At 61.6% G+C, this 15573-nt stretch carries 16 protein-coding genes, 1 tRNA gene and 1 pseudogene; 5 read left to right on the top strand and 13 right to left on the bottom strand.

Annotated elements, in window-relative coordinates; all coding sequences use genetic code 11:
• Window positions 1-33 precede the first annotated feature (33 nt).
• From ABIB00_RS13930 to ABIB00_RS13900, 7 genes and pseudogenes are all read right to left on the bottom strand, one after another.
• Complete coding sequence (locus ABIB00_RS13930) at window positions 34-744, bottom strand: ABC transporter ATP-binding protein (protein ID WP_354045468.1); 711 nt, start codon at window positions 742-744, stop codon at window positions 34-36.
• Window positions 734-1453: an ABC transporter ATP-binding protein gene (locus tag ABIB00_RS13925; protein WP_247341524.1), complete on the bottom strand. Its 720-nt coding sequence runs from the start codon at window positions 1451-1453 to the stop codon at window positions 734-736. Before ABIB00_RS13925 ends, ABIB00_RS13930 begins: the two co-directional genes overlap by 11 nt.
• Window positions 1454-1455: 2 nt before the next feature.
• Window positions 1456-2529, bottom strand: coding sequence for a branched-chain amino acid ABC transporter permease (locus ABIB00_RS13920; RefSeq protein WP_354104717.1), 1074 nt, complete (start codon window positions 2527-2529; stop codon window positions 1456-1458).
• Between the two features lie 12 nt (window positions 2530-2541).
• Window positions 2542-3410, bottom strand: a pseudogene (locus tag ABIB00_RS13915) (ABC transporter permease subunit).
• Between the two features lie 98 nt (window positions 3411-3508).
• Window positions 3509-4750, bottom strand: coding sequence for an urea ABC transporter substrate-binding protein (locus tag ABIB00_RS13910; protein WP_502916518.1), 1242 nt, complete (start codon window positions 4748-4750; stop codon window positions 3509-3511).
• Window positions 4751-4784: 34 nt separating this feature from the next.
• The gene (locus ABIB00_RS13905; RefSeq protein ID WP_247444020.1) at window positions 4785-5780 is read right to left on the bottom strand and encodes an acetamidase/formamidase family protein; all 996 of its coding nucleotides are present in this window, start codon (window positions 5778-5780) and stop codon (window positions 4785-4787) included.
• A gap of 17 nt (window positions 5781-5797) precedes the next feature.
• Window positions 5798-7198 carry an amidase gene (locus ABIB00_RS13900; RefSeq protein ID WP_354045476.1) on the bottom strand — a complete coding sequence of 467 codons (1401 nt, stop codon included), beginning with the start codon at window positions 7196-7198 and terminating at the stop codon, window positions 5798-5800.
• Between the two features lie 408 nt (window positions 7199-7606).
• Between ABIB00_RS13900 and ABIB00_RS13895 the strand changes: the two genes are divergently transcribed.
• Together ABIB00_RS13895 and ABIB00_RS13890 are read left to right on the top strand one after the other, a co-directional pair.
• Window positions 7607-8782 carry a transporter substrate-binding domain-containing protein gene (locus ABIB00_RS13895; protein ID WP_247444022.1) on the top strand — a complete coding sequence of 392 codons (1176 nt, stop codon included), beginning with the start codon at window positions 7607-7609 and terminating at the stop codon, window positions 8780-8782.
• Window positions 8783-8856: 74 nt separating this feature from the next.
• The gene (locus ABIB00_RS13890) at window positions 8857-9366 is read left to right on the top strand and encodes an ANTAR domain-containing response regulator (protein WP_456648953.1); all 510 of its coding nucleotides are present in this window, start codon (window positions 8857-8859) and stop codon (window positions 9364-9366) included.
• Between the two features lie 599 nt (window positions 9367-9965).
• Here ABIB00_RS13890 and ABIB00_RS13885 read toward each other — a convergent pair.
• Together ABIB00_RS13885 and ABIB00_RS13880 are read right to left on the bottom strand one after the other, a co-directional pair.
• A complete protein-coding gene (locus ABIB00_RS13885; protein ID WP_354104716.1) occupies window positions 9966-10388 on the bottom strand; it encodes an SDR family NAD(P)-dependent oxidoreductase in 423 nt (140 codons plus the stop codon).
• Window positions 10327-10605 carry an SDR family NAD(P)-dependent oxidoreductase gene (locus ABIB00_RS13880; RefSeq protein WP_354104715.1) on the bottom strand — a complete coding sequence of 93 codons (279 nt, stop codon included), beginning with the start codon at window positions 10603-10605 and terminating at the stop codon, window positions 10327-10329. Before ABIB00_RS13880 ends, ABIB00_RS13885 begins: the two co-directional genes overlap by 62 nt.
• On the opposite strand from ABIB00_RS13880, the gene ABIB00_RS13875 reads away from it, so the two are divergent.
• Genes ABIB00_RS13875 through ABIB00_RS13865 form a run of 3 tightly spaced genes read left to right on the top strand, consistent with a single transcriptional unit; the run spans window position 10529 to window position 11389 of the window.
• Window positions 10529-10750: a hypothetical protein gene (locus ABIB00_RS13875; protein ID WP_354104779.1), complete on the top strand. Its 222-nt coding sequence runs from the start codon at window positions 10529-10531 to the stop codon at window positions 10748-10750. The two genes, ABIB00_RS13880 and ABIB00_RS13875, sit on opposite strands and share 77 nt — an antisense overlap.
• Window positions 10713-11111, top strand: coding sequence for a hypothetical protein (locus ABIB00_RS13870; RefSeq protein WP_354104714.1), 399 nt, complete (start codon window positions 10713-10715; stop codon window positions 11109-11111). Before ABIB00_RS13875 ends, ABIB00_RS13870 begins: the two co-directional genes overlap by 38 nt.
• Window positions 11108-11389: a tyrosine-type recombinase/integrase gene (locus ABIB00_RS13865; RefSeq protein ID WP_247341505.1), complete on the top strand. Its 282-nt coding sequence runs from the start codon at window positions 11108-11110 to the stop codon at window positions 11387-11389. Before ABIB00_RS13870 ends, ABIB00_RS13865 begins: the two co-directional genes overlap by 4 nt.
• A gap of 61 nt (window positions 11390-11450) precedes the next feature.
• Here the strand turns inward: ABIB00_RS13865 and ABIB00_RS13860 are convergent.
• From ABIB00_RS13860 to ABIB00_RS13845, 4 genes are all read right to left on the bottom strand, one after another.
• Window positions 11451-11526, bottom strand: a tRNA-Lys gene (locus ABIB00_RS13860).
• A gap of 156 nt (window positions 11527-11682) precedes the next feature.
• Entirely contained in the window at window positions 11683-12306 is a 624-nt protein-coding gene (locus ABIB00_RS13855; protein WP_354104713.1) for a Spy/CpxP family protein refolding chaperone, read from the bottom strand.
• A 189-nt stretch (window positions 12307-12495) separates the two neighbouring features.
• Window positions 12496-13497, bottom strand: coding sequence for a TRAP transporter substrate-binding protein (locus ABIB00_RS13850; RefSeq protein ID WP_247341500.1), 1002 nt, complete (start codon window positions 13495-13497; stop codon window positions 12496-12498).
• 223 nt (window positions 13498-13720) lie between these two features.
• Complete coding sequence (locus ABIB00_RS13845) at window positions 13721-15283, bottom strand: 2-isopropylmalate synthase (RefSeq protein WP_354104712.1); 1563 nt, start codon at window positions 15281-15283, stop codon at window positions 13721-13723.
• Between the last annotated feature and the right edge of the window lie 290 nt (window positions 15284-15573).

The raw sequence follows: 15573 nt of genomic DNA, 5'->3' as shown, positions 1-15573 counted from the left end.
CTATTGACGACTTATAACGTGCGACGTGGCCGTTCAGAGCAGAAGCTGCTCGCGGACATTATGCTCGTTGACCTCGCCGCCTGCCAGCGACTGCGTGATCTTGCCCTTCTCCATGATGTAACAACGCTCGGCGATCGCCAGGATCGTGTCGAGATTTTGCTCGACGAAGATGATCGTAGTGCCGAGCTCGTTCCGGAACGATCTCAGCGCCCCGCAGATGTGTTGGACGATCGAGGGCTGGATGCCCTCAGACGGTTCGTCCAGGATCATCAAGGATGGATTGCCGATCAGCGCGCGGCCGATGGCGAGCTGCTGCTGCTCGCCGCCCGACATGGTCCCCGCGACCTGCCGCCTGCGTTCCCTGAGCCGCGGAAAATACTCATAGACGAGCTCCGGCAGCTTCTTACCGTCGGGACCGCCGATCAACTCGCCGACCTGGAGGTTTTCCTCAACGGTCATCTGCGGAAAGACGTCGCGCCCCTGCGGGATGTAGCCGAAGCCCGCCCTCGCCCGCGCGTCGGCTTCGAGCTTTGTGACGTCCTGATCCATGAAGCTGATCGTGCCGCGCCAAGTCTGCAGCAGGCCGATCAGGCACCGCATCAGGGTTGACTTGCCGACCCCGTTACGGCCGATCACGCCGACGATCTCGCCGCGCGAGACCGACATGGTGACACCCTGCAGGATCGGCGTCGCGCCGTATCCCGCCCATAGATCCGATACGTCAAGAATCCGATCAGTGGGCATGGGTTTTACCGAGATAGATTTCCGCGACCTTCTCGTCCTGCAGGATGTTTTCGAGATTGCCGCGCGCAAATATCTTGCCGAGATGCAGCACCGTGACGCGCTGGGCGACCTGGCGCACGAAGGCCATATCATGCTCGACGACAAGCACAGTCATGCCTTCGGCATTGAACGACTTGATCAACTCCCCGGTCTTGAAGGTTTCCTCGGGAGACATGCCGGCGGTCGGCTCGTCCAGCAACAGGAGCTGCGGCTTCAGCGCCAGTGCCATCCCGATTTCAAGCCATTGCTGCTGGCCGTGCGACAGTGCCCCCGCGAGCTTTTCGCTGTCCGGGCCGAGATTGAGCAGCGTCAGCAGGCGATCCTCCTCTGTGATGCGTTCCGCCCCGGACAATCGCTCCTGGAGCGCGATTTGAATGTTCTGCCGGACCGGAAGTTCCTTGAACACGCTCGGAGCCTGCATCTTGATGCTCATGCCCCGTTGCACCCGCGCATATGGACGCTCGGCGGTGATGTCGACGGTATCGAACAGGATGCTGCCCTGGGTGGGTGGGTAAAGACCCACGATCAGCTTGAACAACGTGCTCTTGCCGGCACCGTTGGGACCGATCAGGCAGTGCACCTCGCCCGCGTCGACCGTAAGATCGACATCGGAGACAGCGGTCAATCCGCCGAAGCGCTTGGATACGCCCTTGACCTCGACCAGCGCCATGTTCAGGATTCTTCCGGCTGTAAGCGACCGGCCTCCTCCGCGACGGCGCCATCATCGCGCCGTCGGCGCCCACCCCACCAGTCGGCGGCAAGCTTGCCAATTCCGAGCACAAACCCCTGCGGCGCCAGCATCACCGTGGCGAGCAGCAGCGCGCCCATCAGCACCAGCGCGGCCTGCTGGCTGTAGACCGTGATTATCTGAAAGCCGAACAGCAACAGGAACGACCCGACCAGGGTCGCCGTCAGATCGTTTCGCCCGGAGAAGGCCACCCACACGATCGGCATCGCGGCTGCCGGCAAGCCGATGCTGGAGGGCGTGATAAACTGTCCCCAGGACGTGTAGAGTGCGCCGCTGAGGCCCGCGAGGCCGCTGCCGATCACGAATGTCAGCAGCTGGTATTTCCGGACGTCATAGCCCAGCATCTCCGCGCGTTGGGGATTTTCGCGCGTTGCCACGATGACATTGCCGATCCCCGAATTGACCAGCATGCGCAGCGCGAGATAGACGATCACGATCAGCGCGATCATGATGTAATAGAGCGCCGATCCCTCGATATAGAAGTCACCCACGGTCAGCGGGTCCATGCCCTTCATGCCGTTGAAGCCGTTCAACCGCGCCGGGCCGATGTGCCATTCCGGCCCTGCGGTCTGACCAAGGAAGAAGGCAAGCACGAGCGTCGCGGACAGCGTCACGATGCCGAAGAAGATGCCGTTGATCCCACCCCAGATCATGAAGTAGCCGAGAATTCCCGCCGCCAACATCGCGAGGACAACCGAGAGCACGAGTGCGGCGATCGTCGCAGTGCCGCCGCCCATGTTGATGGCGAGCACGCCATAGCCATAGCCGGCGATGCCGAAGAACAAGGTCTGGCCGAACGACAGCATGCCGCCATAGCCCCACATCAGGCAGAGGCCGAGCGCCATGAAGATCCAGATCAGGAAGTAAGCGAAATTGCCCACGTCGTAGGAATCGGCGAACAGCGGATAAGTCAGCGCACCCGCGAGCACGGCGAGGAAGCATGACCAGAAGATCTTGCCGCGTCCGAGCGTCTGTGGGCCTTCCAGCAGCTTGAACATCAACATTTCCCCTTAGCGCCCACGGCGGACCAGCACGCTAGAGAGCCCTTCGGGCAACACCCGAATGATCAGGATGACAGCCACCAGCATGCCGATCTGACCGATGATCTGTCCATAGCTCGCGTTCAGCGCCATTCGGATTATCGCCAGGAAGACCGCGGCCGGCGCCGTTCCAAGCAGCACGTTCGCTCCTCCGATCACGACGGTGACGAAGCTTTCGACCACGAATGTCGCACCCATGGTCGGAATCAGCGTCATGGTCGGCGCGTAGAGCGCCCCGCAGAGCCCGGCGAGGCCGGTGCCGATCCCGAAACTGATCGCATAGACGCGGCCTGTGCGCGCGCCCAGCGCCTTCGCCATCGCGGCGTTCTGCATAGTCGCGCGGGCGATCACTCCGAACCGCGTCTTCATGAAGATGATGTAGAGACCGCCCAGCACGGCCACCGCGCAACCGAACAGCACCAGACGATAGGTCGAAAACGAATAACCGCCGATTGCGAAGCTTCCCTCCGGCGTTCCGATCCCCCGTACGGCAGACCCGACAATCAGGAGCATCGATTGCGTCACGATGAGACTGAGGCCCCAGGTCGCGAGCAACGAATCCAGCGGCCGCTTGTAGAAACGCCGCACGACCAGGAATTCGACGAGGACACCGATGAGCCCCGCCGTCAGCGCGGCCAGCATCTGGGCAATCGCGAGCGGCACACCGAGATTCACAAGGCCAACCGTCACATAGGCACCACACATGATGAACTCGCCGTGGGCCATGTTGATGACGCCCATCATGCCGAACACAATGGCGAGGCCTGCGGCCGAAAGAATTAGGAACGCAAACACACGTCGGCGAACTGATAGAACACGGAGAATACTTCAGCCGACATCTTGATCCCCTTGCCGATCCCGGCGCCGCATCGTTGCGGCGCCGGCCTTGTTCAAGATCGTGACACTCAACACGAGCAAGATCTGTGCCCGCCGGACGTCACGACTTCTTGGGGAGATGACTCGGGGTGTACTGATCCTTGTCGTTCTTCTTGGTGAGATCGCAACCGATCTCACCAAGCCAGTAGGGCTGGATCGTCCCGTAGTCCTTCTCGACCTTCACTTCGTGCTTCGGCCCGACCGAGATCAGGCGCATGCGGTGCGAGGTATGCTGGCTCTTCGGATCGATGCAGACCTTGCCTTCGGGGGCGTCGATGCAGGCGTCTCCACTGGAGATCACCTTCCGCATGTCGTCGAGCTTGATCGACTTCGCCTTCTCGACCAGCGCCTTGTACATGTAGAGCGCGTTATAGGCGTTGTAGCCCATGTCGTTGATGTAGAGTTCGTCGGGGAATTTCGCGTGCCAGCGCTTCTTGAACTCGGTCGCTTCAGGCGTGTCTATTTCCTCGAACCAGTTCGCGGTTGCGTGCATGTTGTTGAGCGCCGGCGGCTTGAACCGCTTGTGCTCGAAGCCGAGCATGACCTTGATCGAAGACCCCATCGGCAGGTTGAGGTTGGCGGCAGCGGCTTGCTCGAAGAACGAATCCTGGGCGGCACCGACATTGATCGTGAGCAGCCAATCCGGCTTCGACTTCTGGATGTTCTGGATCGTCTGCGCGAACTGCGACACACCGAGCGGAATGAACTCTTCGCCCACTACCTCACCGCCGAGATCCTTCAGGATCTTGCGGTTCCACTCTGCCGAGATCTGACCGAAATTGTAGTCGGCGGCGATGACGTAGACTTTCTTGCCGAACTTCTCGACCATCCACGGTATCAGCGTCGAGAACTGCTGCTCAGGCACCGCACCCATGCTGATCATGCTGGCGTCGCAGACACCGCCTTCATACTGGTTAGTGTAAAAATAAGGCGTGGAGGTGCGGTCGACGATCGGACGCAGCGCTTCGCGCGAGGCCGAAGTGATGCCGCCGATCAATACGTCGACCTTGTCGCGATTGAGCAGACGGCGGCCGAATTCCTGATATCGGGCGTTGTCGCCCTGCGGATCGAGGTGGATCAGCTCGATCTGCCGCCCCAGGATGCCGCCGCTCTTGTTGATTTCCTCGACGGCCAGCTGGGAACCGTGCAGCTTCGGCATGCCCATGAAGGCGAGATCGCCGGATACGTCCTCGAGCAGCCCCACTTTCAACGGCGGCTCTGCCGCGCGTGCAACATTCATCACCGCAGCTGTACCAAGCATGGCGCCGAGCAAAACGATTCCGAGCTTACGTCCTGAACTCATCGTGATGTCCCCTGTTTTTGAAAGCGGCTGGATGTCATGGCTTGAGGTAATTCTTCAGGATCGATGCTCCCATCGTGTATTTGGGGTCGACCATGTTGCCGAGGCGCATGCGGCCCGTCTGGCTGAGCAGCATGTAGGCGTCGATCTCATCGAAGCCGTAATCTGCCGCCATCCACCGCACGAGCTCACGATAGGCGATACGCGCCGCGTCCTCGAGCGGACGCGCGCTGCCGATCGTCATGATGAAGTCCTTAGTCTCGAGCCGGGGCCAGGCGAAGCTCCAGTTCTTGATCAGGTCGACCTGCAATGTAACGGTGGCGCGCTGCTCCAGCGCCACGCCGGAGAGCTCACCGTCGCCTTGCGTCGCATGGCAGTCGCCGACGTAGAGCATCCCGCCATCGGTATGCACCGGAAAATAGATGATCGCACCTGGCGCGACGTCGGGCAGATCCATGTTGCCGCCGTGGTAATCAGGCTGAAGCGACGAGATGGCCTCGATCTCCGGCGAGACACCGATGGTTCCGATGAACGGCTCGTAGGGCAGCGTGATCTTGTCGTTCCAGCGTATGCCGTTCCTGTCGACATGCAGTTTCTTTACGCGTTCCGGCAGCGGCGGATTGAGCAGCGCCGTCGAGCTTGTTCCAACCAGCCCGCCGAATTCCGGAATGATGCAGGTCGTACCGGCCGGCTGTTCACCCCGCGTCTCGACGTCGCGGATATAGATCGCGAGACAATCGCCCTTCTTGGCGCCCTTGACGGCGATCGGTCCGCATTGCGGGTTGAGATAGGGGAAATTCAGTTTGGCGGTTGGGCTGTCGCTTTCGCTGGTGAGCACGCCGCCAAAGGCATCTTCCGTCTCGACGACAACGATCCCACCCGGGTCGATCGACAGGGTCGGCTTGGCATAGGGGCCGTAGACATAATGGAAGCCGCCCTGCTGCTCGATCGTCAGGCTATGCGTCGCGCCAGTCGCGCCTTTGGCGACCGCGCGCTTGGTCATGATTGATGTCTTCAACCAGTCTTCGGACATGTGATCAGCTCCTCAACTCAGACCCCGGGATGACGTTTGTGCCAGTCGGTGACGCGCTGGAACGCGTCGCCCGCCCGCACAAGTCCGGCCTCGTCGAAATGACGACCAACGAACTGGAAGCCGACCGGACCGCCATTCGCCGCGAACCCGCCGGGCAGCGTCACGGTCGGACTTCCCGTCATGTCGAATGGACACGTGAAGCGCAGCAGTCCGCCGATCAGCGAGGCGTCCTCGCCGAGCGCCGCCATCTTGGCGAGCGTGGGCGCGGCGAACGCCTGTGCCGGCACCGCGACGAGATCGACGGTCTCGAACAGGACACGGACCGCGCCGCGAAATGCCTCGCGGCGAAGCACGATCTTCTGGTAGTCCATGCCGGACTGCTGCCGGCCGAGATCGAGCAGACCCGCGAGCGCCGGGCCATACTCGTCCTTGCGCGCCGGATAGGTGTCTTCGTGCGCGACGGCGACCTCGATGCCGCAGAGCGGGAACCAGTCGTCGATGACCGCCTTGGGATCGGGGAAAATGATCTCATTGATCTTCGCGCCGAGATCGGCCGCCACACGCAACCCTTCGGTCAGGACCTTCGCCGCATCGCCATCGGTTCCTTCGCTGGTCCAGCGCCGGTCGACGCCGATCGTCACACCGCGCAGGTCGCCGGAGAGACCGGCGAGATAGTCGGGCACAGGCAGCGGCACCGACGTCGTGTCCCTGGGATCCTGCCCCGCGATGACGCCGAGGATGGCGCCGCAGTCGACAGCGCTCCGCGCCATCGGGCCGATGTGATCCAGCGTCGCCGCAAGTTCGAAAGCGCCGTAGCGGCTGACTCGTCCCCAGGTCGGTTTAAGCCCGGTGACGCCGTTGGCCGCGGACGGAAAGCGGATTGAACCGCCGGTATCGGTGCCGAGCGAGCCGAAGCATAGGCCAGCCGCGGTAGCGACGCCGGAACCGCTCGAGGATGCGCCGGGCCAAAGATCCGCGTTCCACGGATTTTTCGGCGGATCAATCTTCGGATGATGATCGGCGTAAGCTCCTTCGGTCTGCTGCAGCTTACCAAGAATGATTGCGCCGGCCTCCTTCAGCCGCGCAACCACCGTTGCGTCCTCAGTCGGACGAAAATCGTGATGGATCGTCATGCCGTGCGCGGCAGGCGCGCCCCTGGCCCAGCAGAGATCCTTGACCGCCACCGGCACCCCATGCAGCGGTCCTTTGACCTTGCCGGAGGCGATTTCCTTCTCGGCCACGGCGGCGTCGGCAAGCGCTGAGTCAGCCATCACATGCGCGAAACTCTTAAGCTTGCCGTCGAGCTTCTCGATCCGCCCGAGCATCGCCTTGGTCGCTTCGACCGGCGACAGCTCCCTCGCCTGGATCTTTCGCCCGATGTCGACGAGCCCGAGATAGTGGAGATCCGTTTCCGCCATCGCTCTTCATCCTCCCGCTCACATGACACATCGCCGTCTCGCACATGCGTCACCGTTCTGGCTACGCGGACGCATCGCCAGCTTTCCCGGCGGCAAACGAAAAAAGCCACCCGTCCCTCCCGAATGAGGTGACGAATGGCTCAAATGCCGCGGCTATGATCTGTCGCTTTAGGGTCCGTGATCGAACGAAGCACTTAGTGCAAGGAGCTGGACGTCATCGGCCAGATCGGCGCACGCGAGGTTCGACAGGTCACCCTGTAGGAGAAAAGTCTAAGGACCTGCCCATCGCGTTGTCAACGATGCTGTCTGCCTAAATTTCGAGAGTGCTGCGCAGCAAAACGGCAAGCCACTTGCGCTGTCATCGGCGATGATGATTTCATCTTCGCGTTACGCGATCGAAAGCAGTCAATGACAAAGCCGTATGTTCCCGTTGGCATCATCTGCTCGCAGTCCGGGCCTTATCAGGCAATGGGCCGCGAGATCCTCAAGAGCGCGATGATGGCGGTCGACGAGATCAACAGCCAGGCGGAGTTCGACTTCGCGATCGCGCCCCATATTCGCGATCCCCGCGGCATCGTCTCCGAATATCACACGGTCTGTGACGACCTCATTCGCAATGTCGGCGTCGAGCACATCATCGGCTGTTACACCTCGGCCTCGCGGAAGCAGGTGCTTCCCATCGTGGAGCGCACCGATCGCCTGCTCTGGTATCCTGCCCGCTATGAAGGCTTCGAGTGCTCGGACAACGTGATCTATGTCGGCGCCTCGCCCAATCACAACGTGCTGCCGCTGGTCCGCTACGTGCTCGACAATCTGTCACGGGAAATCTTCTGCGTCGGCTCCAACTACGTGTGGACGTGGGAGACCAATCGCGTCACCCGTGAACTGGTCAGCGCGGCAGATGGCCACATCCTCGCCGAGCGGCTGCTCGAGCTCGGCGAAAGCGCCGTCGGTCACATCGTCGACGAGATCGTTCGCCGCAAACCGCCGATCGTGTTCAATACGCTGGTCGGAAGCTCGAGCTACGACTTCATCCGCGCATTTCACGCCGGCACCAAGGCTGCCGGGCTGGAGATTCCCATGCTGAGCTGTAGCCTGTGCGAGCCGGAACTGGCGATCGTCGGGCCGGCATCGGCCGGCTGTATCACGTCGTCGGCCTATTTCGAGAGCATCCGGCTGCCGGAGAACCGCGCCTTCGTAGCGCGCTGGAAGGCGCGCCATGGCGAGGACAGCAGCCCCTCCGTTGACGGGCAATCCGCCTATGTCGCAGTCTATCTGCTGGCGCGCGCGCTGCAGCGCGCGGGCACGTCCGACATTGCCGAGGTGCAGCGCGCCGCGGCGGGATATCGCTACAATTCGCCGCAAGGACCGGTGTGGATCGACGGCGGCAACAATCATTGCGTCCTTACACCGCGGCTTGCCGTATCCAATCCGCGAGGACAGTTCGATATCTTCTGGGAAGCCGACGCGCCTGTTAAGCCTGATCCTTACCTGACGCAGCTCGACGTTGCGGTCAGCCCTTCGAAGGAGATCTCGATGGGCGGCGCATTGCCGAACGCGCCGCATTTGCGGGTTGTGAAATGAGCAGACCGTCTTCATTTTCGCTGCGCGGACGCAAGGCGCTCGTTGCCATCAAGGACGAACGCGATGCGACCATCGTGCGACGCCAGTTCGAGCGTCTCGGGATCGAGGGTGTTGCATGGACGCCGGGTGAGCCCGTCGGCTTCACACCGGATCTGTCGCTGATCGATGACGAATTCCTGCCCTTACTGCAACCGGCGCAACGCGCGTACCTGGCGCGATCACCTGTCATCGCGCTGGTCGGCACCGAGACCCCAAGCCGCTTGAAGTTGGTGTTCGAGCTCGACCCAGCTTCGTTCCTGATTAAGCCGCTGCGATCGGCCGGCATCTATGCAGCGCTCGTCATGGCATTCGAGCGAAACCATCGCACAAGCGAATTGAAGCAACAGATCCTCAAACTCGAGCAGCGCCTGCGGTCACGTCGTGTCGTACTTGCCGCCGTTCTCCAGGTGATGCATTCGCATGCGCTTGCCGAACCTGCCGCCTTTGCGCTGATCCGAAAAGCCGCCATGGAGCAACGCAAGACGATCGAAGAGCTTTCGGCAGAGATTACGGCAAGCGGCATGCTCCCACGCGCAACGGGTTAGATCGCCTCCAGCTGCGGACGGGCGTGACAGGCCGCAATCTCCTATGCCCCGCTGGACTCTTTGCTGTTGCATCGTCACATCGAGAAGATGAGCCGTAGCACGCGCATCGCATAGCGCTCGATGAGCTCTCAACTGATTGGCACCATCGGGCAAACTCTGGTTTCGGCTTCTGGCCGCATAGTTGACATCCCAACGGCTGTAGCTGCGGTCTGCTATTTGAGACAAATCAGGCATCCATCTCCCGTCCAGCGCCCAACTGATAAGCTTTCGTATGAAACCTTATCAGTCGGCATGCTTACTCCGATTCGTATGCGTCGCTTTTCAGTTGCTAGGATTTCCAGGACAACCGCGCGTCAACTAAATTCCGTAACGCTCTCTCGCTGGAACAGAAATTCCAGGAGACACTTATTCACCCAGATGAACCTCAGGTCCACTGGGGCACCGAAAGTAACGTTTTCCAAGCTCCTCCAAGCGGCGCCAAATTACCTCGCCAGGTCAGTTCGAGCAGGCGGTGTTCGCCTCTGGAAGTTGCTCCAATTTCGGCCTGAGGCGTGTCCAGGTGCTCTGTTGACAGACTCGCTCTGCAAGAACTCGGCTTGCTAGCGCGAGAAGCGTCGCGCACCTCCGTCAACGTGGACTACCTGTCCCGTGATGTAACGGGCAAGTGGTGAGGCAAGAAAGGCGACCAGCACCGCGAGATCTTCCGGTTCGCCGATATAGCCGGCAGGACAATTTTCAGCGACCCATTTGCGCTGAGCCTGGCAACAATTCTGGTCGATCTGCTCGGAGTGCAGCCGACCTGGCGGGATTGAATTGACCGTGATCCCATCCTTGCCCACAACGCGGGAAAGCGACTTTGCCCAGATGTCGGTGGCCCCATTGGGGGAATGCCGCCGTTCAACGCCAATCGATCGTCGCCTCCCGTCAGATTGACGATCCGGCTGAATTTCTGTGCTTGCATTATGGGTACGAAGGCATGGGCGAGTTCCCGACCGGCATGAAATTAAGCGCCATAGCCTCATCCCATTGTTGACGCGTGCCGAGCCCGTCGAAGGGCCGCGAACCGCCGGCATTGTTGACGAGGATGTCTAGTCGGCCGAAAGCGGCAACCACATCATCTCTGATCCTCGTAGCTGCGTCGTGCTGCGTGATATCCGCGACAATGACCAACGGCCGCTCGCATCCGATAACCGCAATCTCTTCCGCAGCGTTTCTTAGGCGGTCTTCTCGCTGGGCCACGGTTGCGAGGCGACATCCTTTCTTCGGCAAGCATCTGCGCGATCGCGCGGCCGAGGCCGACGCTGGCACCGGTGACAAGCGCGACCTTGCCGGCGAGCTCGAGATCCATGGTTTTCCCCCTTTTTGCCACACCGCGCAAGGCTGATCTCGCCTGGACGGTACTGGCGCGCATTCTGTCCTTTGGGAAAGACCGCGGCATCATTACCCGCAACCCCTGTGAGCGCGGTGGTCGGCTCTATGTCGCAGACCGCCGAGACAAGATCTGGACCGAGCAGAACATCGCCGCAGTCCTGTCAGTCGGCTCCCCCGAGATCCAGCTGGCGCTGGTCTTGGCTTTGTGGAGCGGACAAAGGCAAGGCGACCTGTTGCGGCTGCCCTGGTCGGCCTACGAGAGCCCTTACATTCGCCTTCGCCAGTCGAAGGGAGTCGGCGCGTCGCAATGCCTGCCGGCGGTCCTCTGCGAACTCTACTCGACACCACCGAAAGTCGGGGACCCCTTATCTTGACGAACACGCTGGGCCGGCCTTGGACGTCCGACGGTTTTCGGACATCGTGGGCAAAGGCTTGCGAGCGCGCCGGTATCGAGGGCCTGACATTTCATGACCTGCGCGGCACGGCGGTGGTTCGGTTGGCGATCGCCGGCGCTAGTGTGCCACAGATTGCCGCAGTCACCGGTCACTCCCTGAAGGACGTCGAGGCTATTCTCGATGCACACTATCCCGGACGTGACATTCAGCTCGCAGAAGCTGCCGTGCTCAAGCTCGAAGCAAGAACAAAACTGTAAACGGTGGTGTAAACGGCGCTGGTTTTGCCGTTTGCTCAAACCGCTAAGTGTTTGATTTGTTTGGTGGGCGCACCAGGGCTCGAACCTGGGACCCGCTGATTAAGAGTCAGCTGCTCTACCAACTGAGCTATGCGCCCGAAAGGCGGTCAATGCCTTGCGAGGTCGGTCGTTTAGCAAAGCGATCCCGGTCTGGCAAGCGATGCAGCGAAGGTTTTTCCACAGTCCTCAGAAAGCGAAAAGCCGCTGGATTCCAGCGGCTTCGCCAAGGTTGATCCCAGACCACACTTGAAGGCTTAGAGCCGCCCCTCGCGGTCCCGGTCCGGGCCGCCGTCGCGGTCGAAACGATCACGGTGGAAGTGGTCCATGCCGCGCTCCATCATGCGGTCCATGCCCCGTTCCATGAAGTGGCGGCGCGGGCCGTCTTCGCCGCTGCCGAACGGGCCGCGGTGACGAGTCAGTACGGCGAGGCGCCGCTTCTGGCCCTCGTCCAGGGTCTTGTAGAGCGGATCGGCTGCATCGGCGATCTTCTTCAGGGCCGCCGAGCTCGTGCCCATGTCCTCGGCGCGCTGGCGCAGTCGGGCGATTGGATCCTCGGGCTTGTCGGCATCCTTGTTAGCGTCCTTGCCGGCATCGCCGGGGCCGGCATTCATCCGCGCATTGGCGCGGTCGATGCGCAGCTTGGCGAAGTCGCGCACCGCACTCTCGACCGGCGGCCACAGCTTCTCCTGGTCCGCGCTAAGCTTCAGTCCGGCATGGACGGCGGCGATCCGCGCGTCGACGAAAGCGGCGCGGTCTTCCGGATTCATGCGCATGTGGCGCATGTGCTCGTGCATCCACGGGCGATGATATTGGGCATAGACCGCGCCCGAGCCGGCGATGCTGAGCACGGCAATGGCGGCGATGGTAAACTTCCTCATACGAACCTCCTTGGAAGGACGCCCTGAAGATGAGGGTCGCAAGGCTGACGCGCAACTTACAAGTTGGACAGAGAGAGCCTTCTTACTCCCCTGAATGTCCATTCAGATGCACACTGAAACGATTTGCAACAAAAAAAAGGGCCTCCGCGGGGTCTGCACGGAAGCCCCTTCATTCACGGCCGATCCGGATCAGTTCGTCGTGCTCTTCGCTTCCTTCTGGAACTCGTCGATCAGCGGCTGGCCGATGCGGCCTGCGGCGTCTTTGTAGACCGCCTCCATGGCCTTGCGCATCGCCTCGTCCTGCTCCGGCGTGAGCTTGATGATCTCGCTCTTTCCGCTCTTCTTGATCTCCGCCAGCGCGGCGTCGTTCTCTTTCTGCGACTGCGTATTGTTGAAGTCGGTCGCTTCCTTCATCGCCTTCGAGAGCTGGTCGCGAATGTCGGCCGGCAGATCGTCCCAGAACTTCTTGTTCACGATCACGACGTAGCCGATGTAACCGTGGTTGGTCTCGGTGATGTACTTCTGCACCTCGTGCATCTTCTGGGTATAGATGTTCGACCAGGTGTTCTCCTGCCCGTCGACGACGCCGGTCTGGAGCGCCTGGTAGACTTCCGAGAACGCCATCACCTGCGGCAGCGAGCCGAGCGACTTGAACTGGGCCTGGAGCACGCGCGAGGACTGGATGCGGAACTTGACGCCCTGATAGTCCGCCGGCGTCACCAGCTTCTTGTTGGCGCTCATCTGCTTGAAGCCGTTGTCCCAATAGGCCAGCCCGGTGATGCCCTTGGAGTCCAGCAGCTTGAGCAGCCGAAGGCCGAGCGGGCCTTCCGTCACCTTCCGCAGCGTCTTCAGGTCGGGAAGGATGTAGGGCAGATCGAACACCTCGAATTCGCGGATGCCGAGCGGGCCGAACTTGGAGTTGGACGGCGCCAGCATCTGCACGCTGCCGAGCTGAAGCGCCTCGAGCTCTTCCTTGTCCTTGTAGAGTGTCGAGTTCGGATAGATCTCGACCTTGACCTTGCCGCCGGTGTACTTCTCGGCAAGCTCCTTGAATTTCTCCGACGCCTTGCCCTTCGGCGTGTCGGTGGCCACGACGTGGCTGAACTTGATGATGATCGGCGATTGCGCCGATGCCGGCCCGGTCAGCGCCAAAGCCGCAATCGATGTCGCAGCCAAAATGAGTTTCCGCATGCTTCCTCCCCCCATGTCCTTATGGGGCACGGACCGCCGGCCCCCGGGACTTGAACTCTTGGGGGCAGATTTATAGGGAAGCACGCCAAGGCGCCATTGCCCCTTAGCAGGGGCCTCCTTGCAAAAATGCGGTACCCGGAAAGAAGCGCCCGCACTGGACGATCAACGAAAAACGCGGCACCGAGGGCGCCGCGCTTTTGCAGATTGGCCGGGAGAATGAGCGTCAGCTCGCCGCTGCCGTCGTCACCGTGTCGCGCTGGCGCTTCATGACGATCTTGTTCAGCGCGCCGAGATAGGCCTTTGCCGAGGCAACCAGCGTATCCGGATCCGCCGCGCGCGCCGTCATTGCACGTCCCTCATGCGACAACCGCACCGAGACTTCGGCCTGCGCGTCGGTGCCTTCGGTCACCGCATGGACCTGGTACAGCTCGAGCTTGGCTTCGTGCGGCACCAGGCGCTTGATGCAGTTGAACACCGCGTCGACCGGACCGTTGCCCTCGGCCTCCTCGATCCTGATCTGGCCGTCGACGTCGAGCTTCATGGTCGCGCGCTGCGGGCCATGGGTACCGGCGATCACGGTCAGCGAGGTCAGCTTGATGCGATCATGCGAAGCCGCCATCTCCTCGTCGACCAGCGCCTCGATGTCCTCGTCGTAGATGTCCTTCTTGCGGTCGGCCAGCGCCTTCATGCGCGTGAACGCATCTTCCAGCTGGTTCGGACCGAGCTTGTAGCCCATCTCCTCCAGCTTGTGCACGAAGGCGTGGCGGCCGGAATGCTTGCCGAGCACCAGCGAGGACTGCTTCAGGCCGACCATCTCCGGCCGCATGATCTCGTAGGTCGAGGCGTCCTTCAGCACGCCGTCCTGGTGGATGCCGCTTTCATGCGCGAACGCATTCCGGCCGACGATGGCCTTGTTGTACTGCACCGGGAACGAGGTCGCCGCCGACACCACCTTCGAGGCGCGGGTGAGCTGCGTGGTGTCGATCTTGTTCCACCACGGAAACTTGTCGTTGCGGACATTGATCGCCATCACGACTTCTTCCAGCGCGGCATTGCCCGCCCGCTCGCCGATGCCGTTGACAGTGCATTCGATCTGGCGCGCACCGCCGGCGATGCCGGCCAGCGAATTCGCGACAGCCATGCCGAGATCGTTATGGCAGTGCACCGAGAATACCGCCTTGTCCGAATTCGGCACGCGCTCGATCAGCGTGCGCATGAAGTGGGTGTATTCCTCGGGCGTGGTGTAGCCGACGGTATCCGGAATGTTCACCGTGGTGGCGCCGGCCTTGATGACGGCCTCCACAATGCGGCACAGATAGTCCATCTCGCTGCGGGTGGCGTCTTCGGCCGACCATTCGACGTCATCGATCTGGTTGCGGGCGCGCGCGACCATGGCGACCGAGGTCTCGAGCACCTGCTCCGGGGTCTTGTTCAACTTCACCCGCATATGCAGCGGCGAGGTCGCGATCACGGTGTGGACGCGGCCGCGCTTGGCGAATTTCACCGCCTCGGCGCAACGGTCGATGTCGGCGGGATGCGCGCGCGACAGGCCGGCAATCACGGCGTTCTTAGAGCGGCGGGCGATCTCTCTCACCGCCTGGAAGTCGCCTTCAGAGGTGATCGGGAAGCCGGCTTCGATGACGTCGACGCCCATATCGTCCAGCATCTCGGCCACCTCGATCTTTTCCTCGAAGGTCATGGTGGCGCCGGGGCACTGCTCGCCATCGCGCAGGGTGGTATCGAAAATGATGACGCGGTCCTTCTCGGACTTGTTCACGGTAGCCATTTCAAATTTCCTTTTGAGCTTCTGCGCCATCAGTTTTCTGGGCGCTTGAGGTGTCCGGTGATCTCGACCAACCCCTGAGCGCCCAGGCGGCCCTCAGGGGCAAGTAAGAAGAAGCCCGCCAATAAGGAGGGAGGGCAGCAGCGCGGCCGGGATCGTGGCGGCGGCCAGAGCCACCTCCCCCGAAATCCCATCGATTTGGCCGCGAATCAGCATTGCCAGACCCTGTTGAGCCCTCAAATCCTCGGTCAAAACCGTTGACGGTTGGTTGCCGGGGGGCTCGATCGGCCGTT

Origin of the sequence: Bradyrhizobium sp. LB14.3 (assembly GCF_040547985.1) — a bacterium.
In the GTDB taxonomy this organism is placed as follows: Bacteria; Pseudomonadota; Alphaproteobacteria; order Rhizobiales; family Xanthobacteraceae; genus Bradyrhizobium.
The sequence above is the reverse complement of the archived record's forward strand: the minus strand, read 5'-3'. Positions and strand labels throughout refer to the sequence as shown.

Coding starts and splice junctions, on each gene's coding strand:
- ABIB00_RS13900 (WP_354045476.1), bottom strand. CDS start 7,198: ATGGCGGAAACGGATCTCCACTATCTCGGGCTCGTCGACATCGGGCGA.
- ABIB00_RS13895 (WP_247444022.1), top strand. CDS start 7,607: ATGACAAAGCCGTATGTTCCCGTTGGCATCATCTGCTCGCAGTCCGGG.
- ABIB00_RS13850 (WP_247341500.1), bottom strand. CDS start 13,497: ATGCGGAAACTCATTTTGGCTGCGACATCGATTGCGGCTTTGGCGCTG.
- ABIB00_RS13885 (WP_354104716.1), bottom strand. CDS start 10,388: ATGAGGCTATGGCGCTTAATTTCATGCCGGTCGGGAACTCGCCCATGC.
- ABIB00_RS13905 (WP_247444020.1), bottom strand. CDS start 5,780: ATGTCCGAAGACTGGTTGAAGACATCAATCATGACCAAGCGCGCGGTC.
- ABIB00_RS13925 (WP_247341524.1), bottom strand. CDS start 1,453: ATGGCGCTGGTCGAGGTCAAGGGCGTATCCAAGCGCTTCGGCGGATTG.
- ABIB00_RS13845 (WP_354104712.1), bottom strand. CDS start 15,283: ATGGCTACCGTGAACAAGTCCGAGAAGGACCGCGTCATCATTTTCGAT.
- ABIB00_RS13875 (WP_354104779.1), top strand. CDS start 10,529: ATGACCAACGGCCGCTCGCATCCGATAACCGCAATCTCTTCCGCAGCG.
- ABIB00_RS13870 (WP_354104714.1), top strand. CDS start 10,713: ATGGTTTTCCCCCTTTTTGCCACACCGCGCAAGGCTGATCTCGCCTGG.
- ABIB00_RS13910 (WP_502916518.1), bottom strand. CDS start 4,750: ATGAGTTCAGGACGTAAGCTCGGAATCGTTTTGCTCGGCGCCATGCTT.
- ABIB00_RS13855 (WP_354104713.1), bottom strand. CDS start 12,306: ATGAGGAAGTTTACCATCGCCGCCATTGCCGTGCTCAGCATCGCCGGC.
- ABIB00_RS13930 (WP_354045468.1), bottom strand. CDS start 744: ATGCCCACTGATCGGATTCTTGACGTATCGGATCTATGGGCGGGATAC.
- ABIB00_RS13920 (WP_354104717.1), bottom strand. CDS start 2,529: ATGTTCAAGCTGCTGGAAGGCCCACAGACGCTCGGACGCGGCAAGATC.